Source organism: Micromonospora sp. D93 (assembly GCF_018070365.1).
GTDB classification, from domain to species: Bacteria; Actinomycetota; Actinomycetes; order Mycobacteriales; family Micromonosporaceae; genus Micromonospora; species Micromonospora ureilytica.
Genome location: NZ_JAGPXW010000004.1, coordinates 320,984 through 336,363 on the forward strand (window position 1 = coordinate 320,984; position 15,380 = coordinate 336,363).

A 15,380-nucleotide genomic window follows, 5' to 3' on the forward strand; every position below is an offset into this window, starting at 1 on the left:
ATCCAGCGGATACGTCAATCTTCACGACGCGTCGTGCAGGGAGTCCTCTTCTGCGAACACTCCGGCCTCCACTGCCTTGACCGCGAGCGCGGTCCGGGAGCTCACCTTCAACTTGCGCATCGCGGCACGCAACTGCTGATCCACTGTGGCCGGGGACTTGGCCAGGATCCGGCTGATCTCCCTGTTCGTCTTGCCGGCGACAACCAGTTGGACCACGTCGAGCTCGCGAGGTGAGAGCTGGTCGCCGTACCCGCGTCGGCCGCCGCGCCACAGTCGCGGGACCTCGGCGCCGTGTTCGCGAAGCCGATGGGCGACGCGGTCCGCATCGCCCCGGGCGCCAAGCCTGAACAGCTGCTCGTACTGTGCCGCGAGCAGCTCTCGGCCCCGTTCGATCTGGCCCTGCGCGATGAGCGCCTCGGCTTGATGCTCGCGGGCGAGCATGGCGTCATAGGGGCGCGGCAACGCGCTCCAGGCGCGCGCCGCCCGATCGTATGCCGTCGCCGCGCGGGCGTGGTCTCCGGCTGCGGCGAGCAGCAGGGCACGGCACACGGTGAGCGCGGCGCGAGGCGCGGGCGCCGTACGGCCACGCAGCCCTCTGGCGAACTGGTCGCCCAGGCGTGTCGCGGTCAACAGATCGCCCGCGGCGAGGTGCGCCTCGATCCGGGCGGGGACGAGGTCCGTCGCCCAGACCCAGATGCCTTTTCTCCGGACGGTGTCCATCGGCTCGTTCGTGATCTGCAGCGCCCGGCCGCTGTTTCCGTCCGTCAGCCACAGTCGGGCCAGCGCGGCGGCGGCCTCCATCGTGTCGTCGGCCGCGCCGAGACGGGCAGACTCCTCGAGGACCAGCCGGAACTGCTCCTCCGCGGCGCGCCGCCGTCCGGCTGCGGCTGCCAGCCGGGCAGCGAGGCGAATGCTGCCGAGGTAGTGCGCCGGCCGGTCCCGGTCGGCATCGGCGAGTGCCGCGCTCCGCTCCGCGAGACCCTCCCACCGGCCGGTGAGCCATGCCAGGTTGGCCTGTTCGAGTCGCACGTTGTGGTGCAACCGGGACGCCTGCTCGGCCTCGGCGAGGCGCATGGCCACGGCGAGGTGTTCCTCCGCGTCGGCGTACCGACCCCAGATCAGTGCGCCGGTCCCGACGTTTGCGTGGATGCGGGCCACGTCGAGACGCTCTGCCGCGGTCGCGCCGTCGATGGGCAGGTCGGCGACGACGTCCCAGGCCTCCTCTTCGCCGAGCATGAGCAACGCCGCGGCTCGGTTGCCGGCCAGGTTCAGCCGCTCTGCGGGAGAGTCGAATTCGGCGGTGAGTTCGGCGGCGCGATCCAGCCAACGCCGATGGGTCGACGCCGGCCACGGTCCCGCATAGGCCCAGCCAAGGTAGGTCATTGCCCGAGCCGCCTCGACCGGGTCATGGTCGAGGTTGGCAACCGCCTGCTCCAGCTCGGTGAGTGCGGCCTGCGCCTCACCACCGGTGATCAGGAGTCGACCCAGGGGGTTGCGGATATCGGCCTGCTGACGGGCGGAGAGACCGGGGGTCTCCAGCACCGAGCGCAGGGTACGGATCACGCGGTGGTAGACCTCGTCGACCTGTTCACGACGACCCAGTGCGGCGACTCCGGCGATCCGCGCGACCCGTGCCCGATCCACCGGCGCCAGCACGGCCCACGTCAACAGATCGACAAGCAGATCGACAGCCTTGGTGTGGTCGCCCGAGGCCATGGCCAGCTCGGCACTCTGCTCGGCGTACCGCGCCCAGGACTGCGTTTCGCCCGCCTCACGGAAGTGGTGGGCAAGGCGTGCCACAGGCGGCGGTTGGAGGGGCTCCAGGGCCCGGCCGGCCAACAGGTGGAAGTGTCTGCGGTCGGTCAACGGGATCGCTTCGTAGACGGCCGTGGCGGCCAGCACATGTCGGAATCGCCACCGGCCGCGGTCGTCTCCGTCCAGGACACCGGCGCCGGCCGCCTCCGCGACAGCGCCTCGGCACGCGGCTGGTGACAGACCGGCGGCCATCGCGATCGTGGCCACCGATGACCGCTCAGCCAACGTGGCCGCGGCTCGTAGGACCTGCTGCGCCGTCGGCGACAGACGGCCCACCCGCTCCCGGGTGGAGTCACGCACCGTTGGCGGGACCTGTAGTTCGCGCAGTTTCAGCCGGACCCACTGTCCGTCGCGGAAGACGAGGTCGGCCCGGTCGCACAGGAGGCGCACCGACTCCTCAACGGCCAGCGGAACCCCACCGGTCCGATCGTGCATGAACGTCGTGAACTCCTGTGATATCGGGTTGCCGTCCAGCATCGAGGACACCAACGCTGCCGTGTCGTCGGGTCGCATGGGCGCCAGCGCGATCCTCAGCTGGGTCACCCCAGCGGGCAACCGGGACGTCAGCCGCAGCAACAGCGATCCGTCGTCCACCTCCTCCGGCCGATACGAGATCACCAGGCTGGGCCCGTGCGACTGCTGTCGGGAGGTGACGAACAGCAGGAACTCCAAGGTCACCTCGTCGGCCCAGTGAGCGTCCTCGAGCACGAGAACGTCGACACGCAGAGCCCGCAGCAGCTCGTCCAGTGCGCGGAACAGGCGATGCCGTGCCGCCTTCGCGTCGTCCAAGGGCGGCAGTGCGGGCGGCAGGTCCGAGGACCATTCCGGGAACAGGGGCCGTAACGCGCCCGCAAGCTCGGTGAGCTGCAATCGCGACACCGGGCGGTCGATCCCACGGAAGGCGTCGACGATCGGCCCCAACGTCAGCGACTCGCGAAGCGGTGGGCACACCGACACCAAGGCAGTGCGCTGGCCCGGCGCGGCCAGCCACTCTCGCAGCAGTCGGCTCTTCCCGATCCCCGCTTCGCCCTCCACCAGCACGATCGCCGGTGGCCGGGCCACGGCGCCCCGAAGCGCCGCCATCTCCCGATCACGGCCAACGAAGTGCGGCGTGGAAACGGTCGGTGAAGTCCCGTCGTCCTCGGGTGAGGGGTCGAGCATGCGTGATGATCTCGCTTTTCGCTGCTCGGGCACAAGTGCCAACACGGCGACTCGCGTCGCGGCGGCAGCGCGGCCGGTCGCCAGTGGTACCTGGGTACCACTGGCGGTCGGGAAGTGTCGACTGCGGTACCACGATCCCGGCGCTGCCCGAAATTAGCGTCGTGAGCATGATTCAAGTACGCGAAGTCACCAAGCGATACGGTGCGAAAACGGTCGTCGACCGTCTCTCGTTCACCGCGAAGCCCGGACAGGTCACCGGCTTCCTCGGTCCCAACGGCGCCGGCAAGTCGACGACAATGCGGATGATCGTCGGCCTCGACGCGCCAACCTCGGGCGACGTGCTGGTCAACGGCAAGCCGTACGCGTCGTCGAAGGCGCCACTGCGCGAGATCGGCGTGCTGCTCGAGGCCAAGGCCGCGCACCCCGGCCGGACGGCGGTCAGCCACCTACTGGCCCTGGCCCGTACGCACGGCATCCCGCGTTCGCGCGTCGACGAGGTGCTCGGCCTGGCCGGCCTTTCGGCCGTCGCCCACAAGCGGGTCGGCGCGTTCTCTCTCGGCATGGGCCAGCGGCTCGGCATCGCCGCCGCGTTGCTCGGTGACCCGGCCGTGGTGATGCTCGACGAGCCGGTCAACGGCCTCGACCCCGAGGGGGTCCTCTGGGTGCGCAAGCTGCTCACCGGCCTGGCCGCCGAGGGCCGCACCGTGATGTTGTCCTCGCACCTGATGAGCGAGGTCTCGCTGATCGCGGACCACCTGGTCATCGTGGGCCGGGGCAGGCTGCTGGCCGACACCACAGTGGCCGACTTCGTGACCGCCGAGGGCGTCCGGGTCGTCACTCCCGCCCCCGACGCGCTGCGCACGACGATCGCCGGCCCGGGTATCACGGTCACCTCGACGGGTGCCGAGGAACTGCTCGTCGCCGGCACCTCCGCCCGCGTGATCGGGCTGGCCGCGGCTGCTCGCGGCATTCCACTGTTCGAGCTCACCCCGCAGAACGCCTCGCTCGAAGAGGCGTTCATGGACCTGACCCGCGACGCTGTCGAATACGAGGCATCCCGATGAAGATCACCGCTGGTGGCGTCGTTGCCGCCGAATGGACCAAGTTCTCCTCGCTGCGCTCCACCTGGATCACGACCGGCATCTCCGTCTTCCTCCTGGTCGCCTTCGGCATGATCGCCTCGGCTTCCTTCTCGGGTGAGGGCCTGACCTCGGTCGATCTGGCCCTGTCGGGCAGCGTCCTGGCCGCCCTGTCCGTGGGCGTGCTCGGCGCGCTGTTGGGTGCCGGCGAATACACCACAGGCATGATCCGGGCGACTCTCGCCGCGGTGCCGCGCCGGTTGCCGGTGCTGTGGTCGAAGAGCCTTGTGGCGGGGTCGGCCGCCTTCGTCACGATGACCGCCGGCGCGTTCGCCGCTTTCGCGGCGGGGTCGGCCGTGCTCAACGACAAGCTCGGTGCTGTGGGCCTCGGCGACGACGGCGTGTTGCGGGCCCTGCTCGGCGCCGGCCTCTATCTCGGTTTGGTAGCGGTGCTCGGCGTCGCACTCGGCATCCTCGTCCGCTCCAGCGCCGGCGCCATCGCGATCCTGGCCGGCCTGCTGCTGATCGTGCCCGGTCTGGCCGCGCTGCTGCCGGAGTCGATCTCCGAGGCCATCACCCCGTACCTGCCCAGCAACGCCGGCAGCGCCATGATGATGCTGACTCCGGCGGACGGCGCCCTGACGCCATGGGCCGGCCTCGCGGTCTTCGCCGGGTACGTGATCGCGACTCTCGCCGCGGCGGCGTACCGGCTCAAGACGAGCGACGCGTAAGCGCGGAAGGGGAGAATCGGCTGATGAGCACGCAGGGGTGGCTGGTGGACCGGCAGGCGCGGTTGCGAGCCTTCGACCGGCGCCACCCGTGGGTCACGGACACCCTGGTGGCCGTTCCGATCGTGCTCTTCAGCATCCCGAACATCATCGAGAAGCCACTGTCGGCGACGATCGCGACCCTGGCCCTGCTACCGCCGCTCTACTGGCGGCGGCGGTACCCGTTCCCGGCGTTCCTGGTCACCGCGACCATCGAGTTGATTGAGGGATTGCTGGACGTCGGCGTCGGCGCCGGGGTGATCCTGCTCGTGATGCTGTTCGGGGTGGCCTCCCGCGGTTCGTGGCGGGCGCTGGCCTGGGCGTCCGGGATCACGGTGGCCCAGCTGCTCGCTGAGATCTACCTGTTCGGGCCGGTCACGCAGAACCGCACCCTCACGTCGTTGCTGGCACTCGGGGCGACAGTGGCAGCGATCGCGTCCGGCGTCGCGGTGCGCACCCGCCGGGCGTACCTCATCGCCCTCGAGGACCGCGCCGCCCGCCTGGAGGTCGAGCGGGATCAGCGGGCTCGCCTCGCCGTCGCCGAGGAGCGAGCCCGGGTGGCCCGCGAAATGCACGACATCGTCGGCCATCACGTCTCGGTGATCGTGGGCCTGGCCGACGGCGGGGCCGCGCTTGCGACCTCGCGGGCCGAGCAGACCGTCGAACCGCTGCGGCTGATCGGTGACACCGGCCGGCAGGCGCTGTCCGAGCTGCGCCGGGTGCTGGGCGTGCTGCGCGAGGGAGACGCCGATCCGCAGCTGAGCCCCCAGCCCGGCATCGACGATCTCGACCGGCTGCTGCCGAGCGTACGGGCGGCCGGGCTGCCGGTCACCTACTCCACCTCGGGCGAGCTGCACACCCTCGGTAAGGGCGTGCAGCTCGCGGTCTACCGCATCGTTCAGGAAGCGCTTACCAACACCCTCAAGCACGCGGGAGGCGGCGCTGCCGCGCAGGTCACTCTCGCCGTCGACGAAGGTGTGGTACGGGTACAGGTACGCGACAACGGCCTCGGCGGACCGGCGGCCCCGAGCCACGGCCTGCTCGGTATGCAGGAACGCGCTTCCATGTACGGCGGGGCGGCGACCGCCGGCCCGGCCGAGCGGGGCTGGCTCGTCGACGTCATCCTCAAGGAGCCCTCATGACCACCGTGCTACTCGTGGACGACCAGCAGTTGCAACGCATGGGTTTCAAGATGCTGCTCGACGGCACCCCCGAGATGACAGTGGTTGGTGAAGCCTCGGGCGGCGCTGAGGCGGTGCGGATGGTGGAACAGACCCGCCCCGACGTGGTGTTGATGGACGTGCGCATGCCCGGCATGGACGGCATAGAGGCCACCCGCCGGATCACCGCGGTCGGCTCGCGCAGCCGCGTACTCATGCTGACCACCTTCGATCTGGACGAATACGTCTACGCCGGCCTGCGAGCCGGGGCGAGCGGCTTCCTGCTCAAAGACGCCCGGCCCGAGGAGTTGATCGCCGGCATCCGCGCCGTCGCGAGCGGAGACTCGGTGGTGGCCCCCAGCCTGACCCGGAAGCTGATGGACGCCTACCTGCAGGAACCGGCAACGGCCACATCCGAGAATCCCCGCCTGAGCACGCTGAGCGAGCGGGAGCGAGAGGTTCTCGAAGCCATCGGCCAGGGAGCCACCAACACCGAGATCGCCGAACGCTTCACCCTCACCGAATCCACAGTGAAGAAGCATGTCGGGCGTGTCCTCGCCAAGATCGGAGCGCGAGACCGAATCCAGGCCGTGATCTTCGCGTACGACAACGGCCTGGTCCAACCACGGGCCTGAGCACCCACTGCCACAGCTCGGAGGCAGGTCGGATCCGGCTCCTTCCCACCGGCGCCTGCCCGCGCCGCTTGCTCAGCGGAGGCGGCCGGCGAGGTCACGCGCCGCCTCGTCGAACGCCCCGTCGGCTTCGCAAGGGCTGTGTCCTTTGATCGGTGGTGGAAAGATGTCGCCGGCCGGAGCTGTGACGCCGTTGGGGTCGCGAAGCCGTCGGTCCACCGTCGCCTGTTGGTCGGGTGCGGTCGGTGTCCCTTCGGGCCGTTGCGGCGGAAATACGCGGCCGCCGATGGGGTCGGTGTCTCGCCACAGGTTCACCCACCGCCAGTCGACCCGGTCGGCGATCTCGTGAATCACCTCGTCGTTGACGTACGCGGGAAAGAGTCGGGCGTACAACCGTCGAAGGGGCGAGCCGTGGGTCAGTAGGGCGATCCGTTCGGCGACCCGTGGCGGCAGTTGGAGCACCGTCGCGGCGAGCAGGACGGAGCCGTGGCTGTGTCCGGTGAGCACCACCGTGTTGCCGGAGTCGACGAGGTGGGTGATCCGGCAGGTCAGCTCGGGGACGGCCCGTTCGGCGTAGCAGGGTGGCGCGAACGGGTGCGCGGCTCTGGGCCAGAAGGTGCCCAGGTCCCACAGCACGCCCACGTACCTGCGGAATCCAGGGGTGCGGTAGGCGAAGATCCCGCCGATGACGAGGCCGACGATGATGGCGGCGATCAGGTAGCTGCCGACACCGATGCCGAAGTCGACGAAGCTGGCCGGCAGCCCCACGTACCGCTGGATCAGTTCGCCCGGTGGCGTCGGCAGCAGGCCGAGCGCGACCATCGTCATGCCGATTCCGGCAAGGCAGGCGTAGAGCACCGCGATTGGCACCAGCCGCTCGGTGAACCGGGCATGGGCGATGGCCTTGCGTACCTGCCGCAGCCGTGGCGTGGCATCTGCCGGCGCGTCCGGGAAGTCACGAGCAAGGATTGCCGACGCGGCGCGGATCCGTCCCGGTCGTGACGCCAACGAATCGATGCCAGCGACGACAAGTGTCACCAGCACCGCCAGCGTGAAGCCGAGGATCACCCAGACGCAGGCGCGCGGGGGGCTGGTGATCAGCGCCTCCGCGGTCGGTGCGCCCCGGTTCAGGACGTCGGACACCCGGTAGGCCAGTTCGGCGGAGAACGTCAGTGCCAGACTGATCGCCGCGACGGAGGCCGCCAGGGCGCCGAACCCGAGCGAGGGCGCGGCGTCCGACTGTCGGTCCCGGTGCCAGAACAACACCGCACCCAGGGCAGCCAGCAGCACCGCCTGACCGATGAACAGACCGACGACTGTCAGGTTGTAACCGGGCAGCCCGTTGCGCTCCGGCCAGGAGGCGGAACTGGTCAGAACGTGGATCCAGACCAGCACGGTCAGGCCGAGGGTGACCGTGCGCAGCGCGCTGACCAACCGGTCGAGCCGCCCTTCCATGGGCGCGGTCAGGGGTGGAGTGCAGAGCAGAACCGCACAGGTGACCAGCAGAAGTCCGGCAACTGCCGTCAGCGCGACGGTGCCGATCGACAAGCCCTGTGCGGCCCGAGCACCGAGCAGGCTGAGGTCCAGCGTGGCGAACGCCGCCGCGACGTGAATCGAGCGCAGTCGACCGACCAGCGGCTCGTTGTCCCACCGGCCGACGGCGGTGAGCCGGTGCGCCGCAAGAGGCTGGTCGGCCGCGCGGAAGACGTGGAAGGGGAGTGCCGGCCGCGCGCTGAGCCCCCACACCAGGCTGATGGCCGCAATTGGCGCAAGCGCGAGCACCGCCATGCGCAGTCCGGCCGGACGGCCCCCGAGCCAGGAGAGCCAACTGCGTCCGGCCAGGCACTCGGGCGAGGACATGCACTTCCACGCGATCACGTCCAGCGCGATCCCCACCATGCTCAGCACGTACATCCCGGTCAGTGTGAGCGCCAACAACCGGCACAGGGCCTTGATCACCGGGTCGGAGCCGGCTCCGGCCGGACGCATCCAGATGGCGAGGTTGATCAGCATGAACGGCAACAGGATCACCATCGCCAGCGTTCGCAGCGCGTTGCCCGCGGGCAGGTTGTTCCAGCGGTAGGCCTCCAGCGTCACTCCATCGGTCTCGCCGCCCTCGTGGTTGCCCGGCCGGACTCGGTAGAAGCCGCCCCGGTGGTCACCTGCCACCTGCTGCACGTCCGGCCGATCCAGCAGGTCCTCCGGCCCAATGGCGGACACCCCGTGCACCCGCAGCTGTACGACGCCGTCAGGCCCAGCGCGCCCGGCCGCCTCTCGCTGATCCATCCGGTACCGGCCCCCCGGCGTGTACGCGGCTCACACCGACCCGCTCGGCTGATCCGACGGCGCCCGCGTGGCGCAGCGGGCGTACCCCAAGAAGGGAGAAACAACCGTGAGCTGCGGGTGATGGGTGGGCCCGCGAAAGGTGTCTGGTCCGGAGGCATTCTTCGGGTATCGACTCGACGATCTGCCCGGCGTGGTACCAATACCCGGATAGGCGAAGCCGGCAGAGATGGGCAGCCCATGTCGACAAGGGCAGCAGCGCTACTTCGAAAGCCGGGGCAACCGCAGCGACCCAGCCTTCTGGAACTCTTCTTCGACCTGGTGTTCGTCTTTGCTCTCAATCGGGTCTCACAGCGGCTGGTCGAGGAGCTCACCGAGCGGCGGATCGTTCTCGTCGATGCGGGGGAGACGCTGCTGTTGCTGCTGGCCTTCATGGTGCTGTGGTTCGTCACGGCGTGGGTCACCGACCTCTACGATCCGCAGAGGCCGCAACTGCAGTTGTTGGTCTACACGGCTATGCTCGGCGCGCTGGTGATGGCGGTCGCCGTGCCGCAGGCATTCGGTGACAGAGGTCTGGCCTTCGCCGGCGCGTACGTCGCCGTCCACATCATTCGTGGGCTGGTCATCGTGCCGATACTGCGAGGCCACGAAGCTCAGCGCCGAGCGGCTGGGGTGTTCTTCTGGTTCACCTTGTCAGCCGTGCCGTGGATCGCCGGTGCGGTCGTGACGGATCTGGCCCGCGGGCTGTTGTGGACGCTCGCGATCGCCATCGACTGCGCGGCACTGCTGCTGTTCTATCCCGCGCCGTGGTCCCGCCCCACCCAACAGCGGTGGCCCGTCCTGGCCGAATATCTGTCCGAGCGCTACCGACAATTCTTCATCATCGCCCTCGGTGAACTGATTTTGACGACCGGCTCGGCCTACAGCGACACTTCCTTTCGGCATGTTGGCCCCGCGACTGCTTTCGCTGTCGCATTCGTCACCACGGTGCTGCTGTTTCGCGTCTACCTCTTCCGGGCGGGCCAACTGTTGCCCGAGGCGATCAGAGCCTCCGCTGAGCCCGCGCACCTCATCCGGGAGGCTTTCCTCGCGCACGTACTCATGGTCGTGGGGATCGTCGCGGTCGCCGTCGGATACGAAATCGTGATCGTACATCCGTTCGGGCACACCAACACGGCGTGGATTCTCGTTGTCCTCGGCGGACCAATGCTGTTCCTGATCGGGCGGGCCCTGGTGGAACATGCCGTGTTCGACCGGGTGTCCCACTCTCGGATCATCGGCGCTCTGACGCTTGCCGGCGCCTCGCCGTTCATGATCCTTCTGCCGCCGCTGGCCGTGGCCGTCACCGCTGTCGTCGTCCTCGCCGGCATCGCGGCTTCCGACGCCGTCCATGCCAGGGGAAAACCGCCCGAACGGCCGCACCCGCCCAATTCCTAGCTTCGAGGAAGCACGGTGATGGCCACGATGGCGCTGTTGACGACGGTGGCCGTCACGGTGCGGGTCACGGCCGCCGCCGCGGCGTCGGCACCCCAGTCGCCCCGTTCGAGTTCCTTGGCTCGCGTGATCACCTCTGACGTCCACGGGATCTCGCTGTGGAACTGCGGGAGCGTTCCGCTCGCCGAGAGCAGCGCCGCGAGCGCGGCGACACGGGCTTGCGGTTCGGCTCCGTCCACGAGGACGTGCCGAACGTCGGCGAGCAGGCGGGCCCGTCGTTCGGTCCTGCCGTCTCGCAGGGCCGTCGTCCGGAACAGGCCGAGCACCTTACGGGGCTCCTGGTCGATGTCGCCTCGCGCGATGAGCCGCTCCAACACCGGCTTACGCAGGGCGGGACCGATCGCCGCCAGCGCCGTCTGCACCCCCCGCGGCTTCTCCGCGAGGTAGTCCCACGCCGGGCGTAGAAGGCCATCCGACGGTGGGTGATCCGCCACGCTCCTGAGCCGCCCCCGGTCCGCCGTGGTCAGGTGATCGCCGAGGGCGAGGTCCGCGAGAACGGCTCCGCCGAGGACGTAGAAGAGGGTGCCCTCTCCCGCGATGGTCCCGGACCTGGGTTGGAACAGCAGCAGCAGAAGATCTTCCACCAGGGTCGGGGCGTCGAACTGGGGTTCGGTGGTCATCGGCGGGGCTCCCAGCGGAAGAGTCGGGTGGCGAGGGCGACGGCGATGGCGACCCAGGCAAGGGTGGGCGCGAGCAGGAGCAGGGAGTCGGTCACGGCGACGCCGCCGTTCCAGGCGTTCATTGTCAGTTCGGTGGCGGCGCCGCCGGGCAGGAGTCGCTTGAGCCAGGCGAGGCTCTCGGTGCCGGAGATGCCCACCCAGGTGGTCACGGCGATCACCCCGAGTGTGACGGGCAGGGTGGTGACCTGGGCGTGTTCGGGGGAGTTCGTCAGCCCGGCGGTGGCCAGCGCGAGGCCGATCAGCATGGCCAGGGCCGCGATGGTCGCCACCACGAGCAGGGCAACGTTCGCCGGTCCGCCGGCGACCACGGCCAGGGCGGTCAGGATCGCGGTCACCTGCACCACGGCGAGCACGACCACGGGCAGCAGCAGGCCGGCGAGGATGCTCGTGTCGCTTGCGGCGGTGGAGCGCAGCCGCTTGAGGAAGAGATTCTGCCGCCGGGAGGCCAGGGTGGTGACGGCGGTGGCGTAGAGCCCGAACGCGGCGATCGTGAACATGACGATCGCGGCGATGTAGCCGAGGCTCCCGATGTCGGCGAAGGTCTCGTGCTGACGGACGAAGTACGCGCTGACGACTACCGGGATGATGAGGCTGGTGATCAGCACCAGTCGATTGCGGAAGAGTTGGATCAGTTCGCTGGACGCGATGGACAACACGGTGAGGCTCCTCGCGGAAGATCGAATCAACTGTTGATGGCGCGGAAGACGTCGTCGAGCCGGGTCGGCCCTGCCGCCAGGTCCCGCAGCTCCACGGCGTGGTCCTGTGCCCAGCCGAGCAGGAGGTGCAGGTCCTTCTGCAGCTCGAAGGTCTCGACCGTGACCTTCCCGTCCGCGTCGGCGGCGGCCCGCACCGGCAGCGTCGGCGCCGATGCCGGGAGGGAGAAGCGGATGACCGCGGGCAGGGTGCGGGTCAGCTCGGAGACGGTGCCCTCCCGGTGGAAGGCGCCCTCGTGCATCAGCCCGATCCGGTCCGCGCGCTGTTGTGCCTCCTCCAGGTAGTGCGTGGTGAGCACGATGGTCGCGCCGTTCTCCCGGAGCCGGTCGACCGTCGCCCAGACGGCATCGCGGGACTGAATGTCGAGGCCGGTGGTCGGCTCGTCCAGGAAGATCAGCTCCGGGGTGCCGTAGACCGCGGTGGCGAAGTCCAGCCGCCGCTTCTCCCCGCCGGACAGCTGCGACACCTTGCGGCCGGCCCGGCCGGTGAGGTCGACCAGGTCCAGCACCCGGCCGACGTCGTCGGTGCGTCGGGTGAGCCGACCGACCAGACCGACGGACTCACGGACGGTGAGGTCCGGGGAGAATCCACTCTCCTGGAGCATGACGCCCATTCGGGGACGTACCGCCCGCCGGTCGTCGGGGCTGTGCCCGAAGACGCGTACGGTGCCCGAGGTTGGCTTCCGGTGTCCCTCGACAACCTCCAGGGTCGAGGTCTTCCCGGCCCCGTTGGTGCCCAGCAGTGCGTAGAGCTCCCCGGGCCGTACCTCGAAGGAGAGGTCCTTGACGGCGTGGAAGTCGCCGTAGGTGAGGTTCAGCCGTTCGACTTCGATGACGGGTGTGGTGGACATGCACCCATGACAGCGCGGGCGCGGCCGACCCGTCAGTGGCACCACGTCATCACCGCATGTGACGTGGTGTCACTGTTCAGGCCACCTGGCTGCCGGATACTGGGGTGGTGACCGCGAGATCGCCGCGCTTCACCGAGTCGACGCAGGGAAGGCTGCGCCGGCTCAACCTCGCCACGTCACTGCCGCCTGTGGTGTTCGCCGCTGTGGTCCTGCTCTGGACCGACGCGCGTACCTGGTGGCACATTGTCGTCCTGTTGCCGGGGGCCGTGGCGGCCGTGGTGGCCTTCGAACGGTGGACGGCCAACGACCTCGCCAGGGTCGCGCTGCCCTGCCTGGTCGTAGCGGCAGCGGTCTGGCCGCTCGGGGTCCTGGTGACCGGCAGCCCCAACGCCTACTGGGGTGTCTGCGCCGTAGGTTCGCTTTCCCTGCGCGAGGTGCGACGGCATCGGGCCCTGACGATGGCCGGGCTGTTCACCTATGTGGCCGCCGTCGGCGCGGCGCGGTTGCTGGTGCAGCGGGACGACATCGGTCACGTCCTGCTCACCTACGTCCTCATCCCGACCGTCCTCACCGTCGTCGTGACGGTCTTCACAGTGGTGGGCGAGCGGTTCTACGACCTCATCCGGGAACTCGAACAGACCCGGGAACGCGAGGCGGAGTTGGCCGTGGTCCGGGAGCGCGTGCGGTTCGCCAGCGACCTGCACGACATCCAGGGCCACACCCTGCACGTGGTCAAGCTGAAGATCGCCCTGGCCCAGCGACTGCTGCTCCGCGACAGCAGTCGGGCGGAGAAGGAGCTACGGGAGACGTACGCGCTGGTCAGCGACACCATCGCGCAGACCAAGGAACTCGCCTACGCGCAACGGCGCCTCAACCTGACCGCGGAGATCGAGAACGCGAAGAACCTGTTCGAGGCCGCCGGCATCCGGGTCCGGGTGACGCGGGAGGCCGAGGTCGATGCCCGCGCCAGCGAACTGCTCGGGCAGGTGCTGCGGGAAACGACCACCAACGTCCTTCGGCACGCACAGGCCACCCACGTGCAGATCACGCTCAGCGGGTCGGGCATCACCATCGTCAACGACGGGGTGACCGCCACCTCACCCCCGGAGTTGCGAGGGCTGGCGGCACTCCGGCAACGGGTGGCGGGCGACGGAGGTGAGCTGACCGTGGAACAGCAGCAGGGACGCTTTCGGACGGCGGCGACGTTCCCGGCCGTGCGTGCCGGCACGGAGCGGGGTGACCGCCGATGACCACCATCGTGCTCGCCGACGACGAGGCGCTGCTGCGCACGGCACTGGCCGCGCTGCTGCCGATGGAGGGCGACATCACTGTCCTCGCCGAGGCGCAGGACGGCCGTACGGCGATCGCCGCCACCCTGCGGCACCGGCCCGATGTGCTGGTCATCGACCTGGAGATGCCGGGCGTGGACGGCCTGGGCGCGGTCGCCGAGATCCGCCGCGAGCGGCCGGAGCAGGTGATCCTCATGCTGACCCGGCACGCCCGCCCCGGTGTGCTGCGCAAGGCGCTGAAGCTTGGCGTCCAGGGCTTCGTCAGCAAGTCCGCCGAGCCGGCCCACATCACGTCGGTCATCGCCACCCTGCACGCCGGAAAACGCTGGATCGACCCGGACGTGTCCGCGCTCGCCGTCACCGAGGACAACCCCCTCACCGACCGGGAAGCCGACGTCCTGCGGGTCACCGGCGAGGGCTACTCGGTCACCGACATCGCCGCTCGGCTCCACCTCGCCCCGGGCACCGTCCGCAACTACCTCTCCAACGCCATGCGCAAGACCCAGACCCGGACCCGCCACGAGGCGGCCCGCTACGCCCGCGAACACGACTGGCTGTAGCGGCGCCGACCAGCGGCGGATGCGCGATGGTGTCGGACCAGACCCAGGAATCCTTGTCGTCCAGGGGACTACTGGATGATTTCGATGAGGCCGGTGAGGTCCGTGATCTCGTATTCGACGGGCGTATCGCCCGGCAGGGTATGCCCGCGGTGGTTGATCCACGCCGCCTGGATGCCGGCCGCGTGTGCCCCGTGCACATCGGCGGTGGTCGAGTCGCCCACGTGCAGCACCTCGTCCGCACCCAGGTCCAGGGCGGCGAGCGCCCGGGCAAACATGGCCCGGTCCGGTTTGTAGGCGCGGACGTCCTCGCTGGTCACCACGGCGGTGAAGGCCAGGCCATGATGTGCCACAGCCGCGTCCAGGTCGGCGCGGTCGACGTCGGACACCACGCAGATGGGCACCGTGACCCGGGAGAGGAACTCCCGGGTACCTGGACGCAACGGCGGCGACTGCCAGTACGTGAACTGCGCCGCGCACAGTTTGGCCGGGTCACCGGGGCAGCCCACCTCAGCCATCACCGTAGCCAGGCTGCGCATCGCGCAGTCTCGTAGCGTCCGGAACTGCGGGCCGGCGGCGACCGCCTCGTACTGCCGCGCCCAGGCATCCATGACCTCGCCTCCAGAGACGGATGTCGAGGCGCCGGCGGCTACCTGTTCAGCTATCGCCTGCATGATCGCGTCGTCGTCTTCGACCACCGTGCCGTAGAAGTCCAGCAGCAGTCCCTTGATCACGTCCGCAGCGTAGTCGTCGAATCCGGCAATAAGGATCCCGGCGACGCGGTCTAACAGCCGCCAAGCCCTGGGACGTGGTGGTTGACTCCTATCCGGCATACCGCCGGACCTGGAGCCGGTGGGCGACGCTGCGCCATCTCGACCCGGACCTGAACGAGGTAACCG

The 15,380-nt window shown here is 69.5% G+C and carries 13 protein-coding genes; 7 read left to right on the forward strand and 6 right to left on the reverse strand.

Features of this window, described 5'->3' with window-relative positions; genetic code table 11:
- Positions 1–21: 21 nt before the first annotated feature.
- Positions 22–2,976 carry an AAA family ATPase gene (locus tag KBX71_RS07355; RefSeq protein ID WP_210817251.1) on the reverse strand — a complete coding sequence of 985 codons (2,955 nt, stop codon included), beginning with the start codon at positions 2,974–2,976 and terminating at the stop codon, positions 22–24.
- A 167-nt stretch (positions 2,977–3,143) separates the two neighbouring features.
- On the opposite strand from KBX71_RS07355, the gene KBX71_RS07360 reads away from it, so the two are divergent.
- From KBX71_RS07360 to KBX71_RS07375, 4 genes are read left to right on the forward strand one after another with little or no spacing between them, the layout of a single operon-like run.
- Positions 3,144–4,040 (forward strand): ABC transporter ATP-binding protein, encoded by an 897-nt coding sequence (locus KBX71_RS07360; protein WP_210817252.1) that lies wholly within the window; start codon positions 3,144–3,146, stop codon positions 4,038–4,040.
- Positions 4,037–4,786, forward strand: coding sequence for an ABC transporter permease (locus KBX71_RS07365; protein ID WP_210817253.1), 750 nt, complete (start codon positions 4,037–4,039; stop codon positions 4,784–4,786). Before KBX71_RS07360 ends, KBX71_RS07365 begins: the two co-directional genes overlap by 4 nt.
- 23 nt (positions 4,787–4,809) lie before the next feature.
- The gene (locus tag KBX71_RS07370) at positions 4,810–5,964 is read left to right on the forward strand and encodes a sensor histidine kinase (protein ID WP_210817254.1); all 1,155 of its coding nucleotides are present in this window, start codon (positions 4,810–4,812) and stop codon (positions 5,962–5,964) included.
- Positions 5,961–6,617, forward strand: a complete 657-nt coding sequence (locus KBX71_RS07375) for a response regulator transcription factor (RefSeq protein ID WP_210817255.1) — start codon at positions 5,961–5,963, stop codon at positions 6,615–6,617. Before KBX71_RS07370 ends, KBX71_RS07375 begins: the two co-directional genes overlap by 4 nt.
- A gap of 72 nt (positions 6,618–6,689) precedes the next feature.
- Here KBX71_RS07375 and KBX71_RS07380 read toward each other — a convergent pair whose 3' ends face one another.
- Positions 6,690–8,834 (reverse strand): hypothetical protein, encoded by a 2,145-nt coding sequence (locus KBX71_RS07380; RefSeq protein WP_307846994.1) that lies wholly within the window; start codon positions 8,832–8,834, stop codon positions 6,690–6,692.
- A 303-nt stretch (positions 8,835–9,137) separates the two neighbouring features.
- Between KBX71_RS07380 and KBX71_RS07385 the strand changes: the two genes are divergently transcribed.
- Positions 9,138–10,334: a low temperature requirement protein A gene (locus KBX71_RS07385; RefSeq protein WP_210817257.1), complete on the forward strand. Its 1,197-nt coding sequence runs from the start codon at positions 9,138–9,140 to the stop codon at positions 10,332–10,334.
- Here KBX71_RS07385 and KBX71_RS07390 read toward each other — a convergent pair.
- Genes KBX71_RS07390 through KBX71_RS07400 form a run of 3 tightly spaced genes read right to left on the reverse strand, consistent with a single transcriptional unit; the run spans position 10,331 to position 12,635 of the window.
- Positions 10,331–11,011: a GPP34 family phosphoprotein gene (locus KBX71_RS07390; RefSeq protein WP_210817258.1), complete on the reverse strand. Its 681-nt coding sequence runs from the start codon at positions 11,009–11,011 to the stop codon at positions 10,331–10,333. The two genes, KBX71_RS07385 and KBX71_RS07390, sit on opposite strands and share 4 nt — an antisense overlap.
- On the reverse strand, positions 11,008–11,727 hold the full coding sequence (locus KBX71_RS07395; protein ID WP_210817259.1) for an ABC transporter permease: 720 nt from the start codon (positions 11,725–11,727) through the stop codon (positions 11,008–11,010). The genes KBX71_RS07390 and KBX71_RS07395 overlap by 4 nt, the downstream gene beginning before the upstream one ends.
- 26 nt (positions 11,728–11,753) lie before the next feature.
- Complete coding sequence (locus KBX71_RS07400) at positions 11,754–12,635, reverse strand: ABC transporter ATP-binding protein (protein ID WP_210817260.1); 882 nt, start codon at positions 12,633–12,635, stop codon at positions 11,754–11,756.
- Positions 12,636–12,742: 107 nt separating this feature from the next.
- Between KBX71_RS07400 and KBX71_RS07405 the strand changes: the two genes are divergently transcribed.
- Positions 12,743–13,885: a sensor histidine kinase gene (locus KBX71_RS07405; RefSeq protein ID WP_210817261.1), complete on the forward strand. Its 1,143-nt coding sequence runs from the start codon at positions 12,743–12,745 to the stop codon at positions 13,883–13,885.
- Positions 13,882–14,484 (forward strand): response regulator transcription factor, encoded by a 603-nt coding sequence (locus KBX71_RS07410; protein ID WP_210817262.1) that lies wholly within the window; start codon positions 13,882–13,884, stop codon positions 14,482–14,484. Before KBX71_RS07405 ends, KBX71_RS07410 begins: the two co-directional genes overlap by 4 nt.
- Before the next feature lie 68 nt (positions 14,485–14,552).
- Here KBX71_RS07410 and KBX71_RS07415 read toward each other — a convergent pair whose 3' ends face one another.
- On the reverse strand, positions 14,553–15,215 hold the full coding sequence (locus KBX71_RS07415) for an HAD family hydrolase (RefSeq protein ID WP_210817263.1): 663 nt from the start codon (positions 15,213–15,215) through the stop codon (positions 14,553–14,555).
- Positions 15,216–15,380 lie beyond the last annotated feature (165 nt).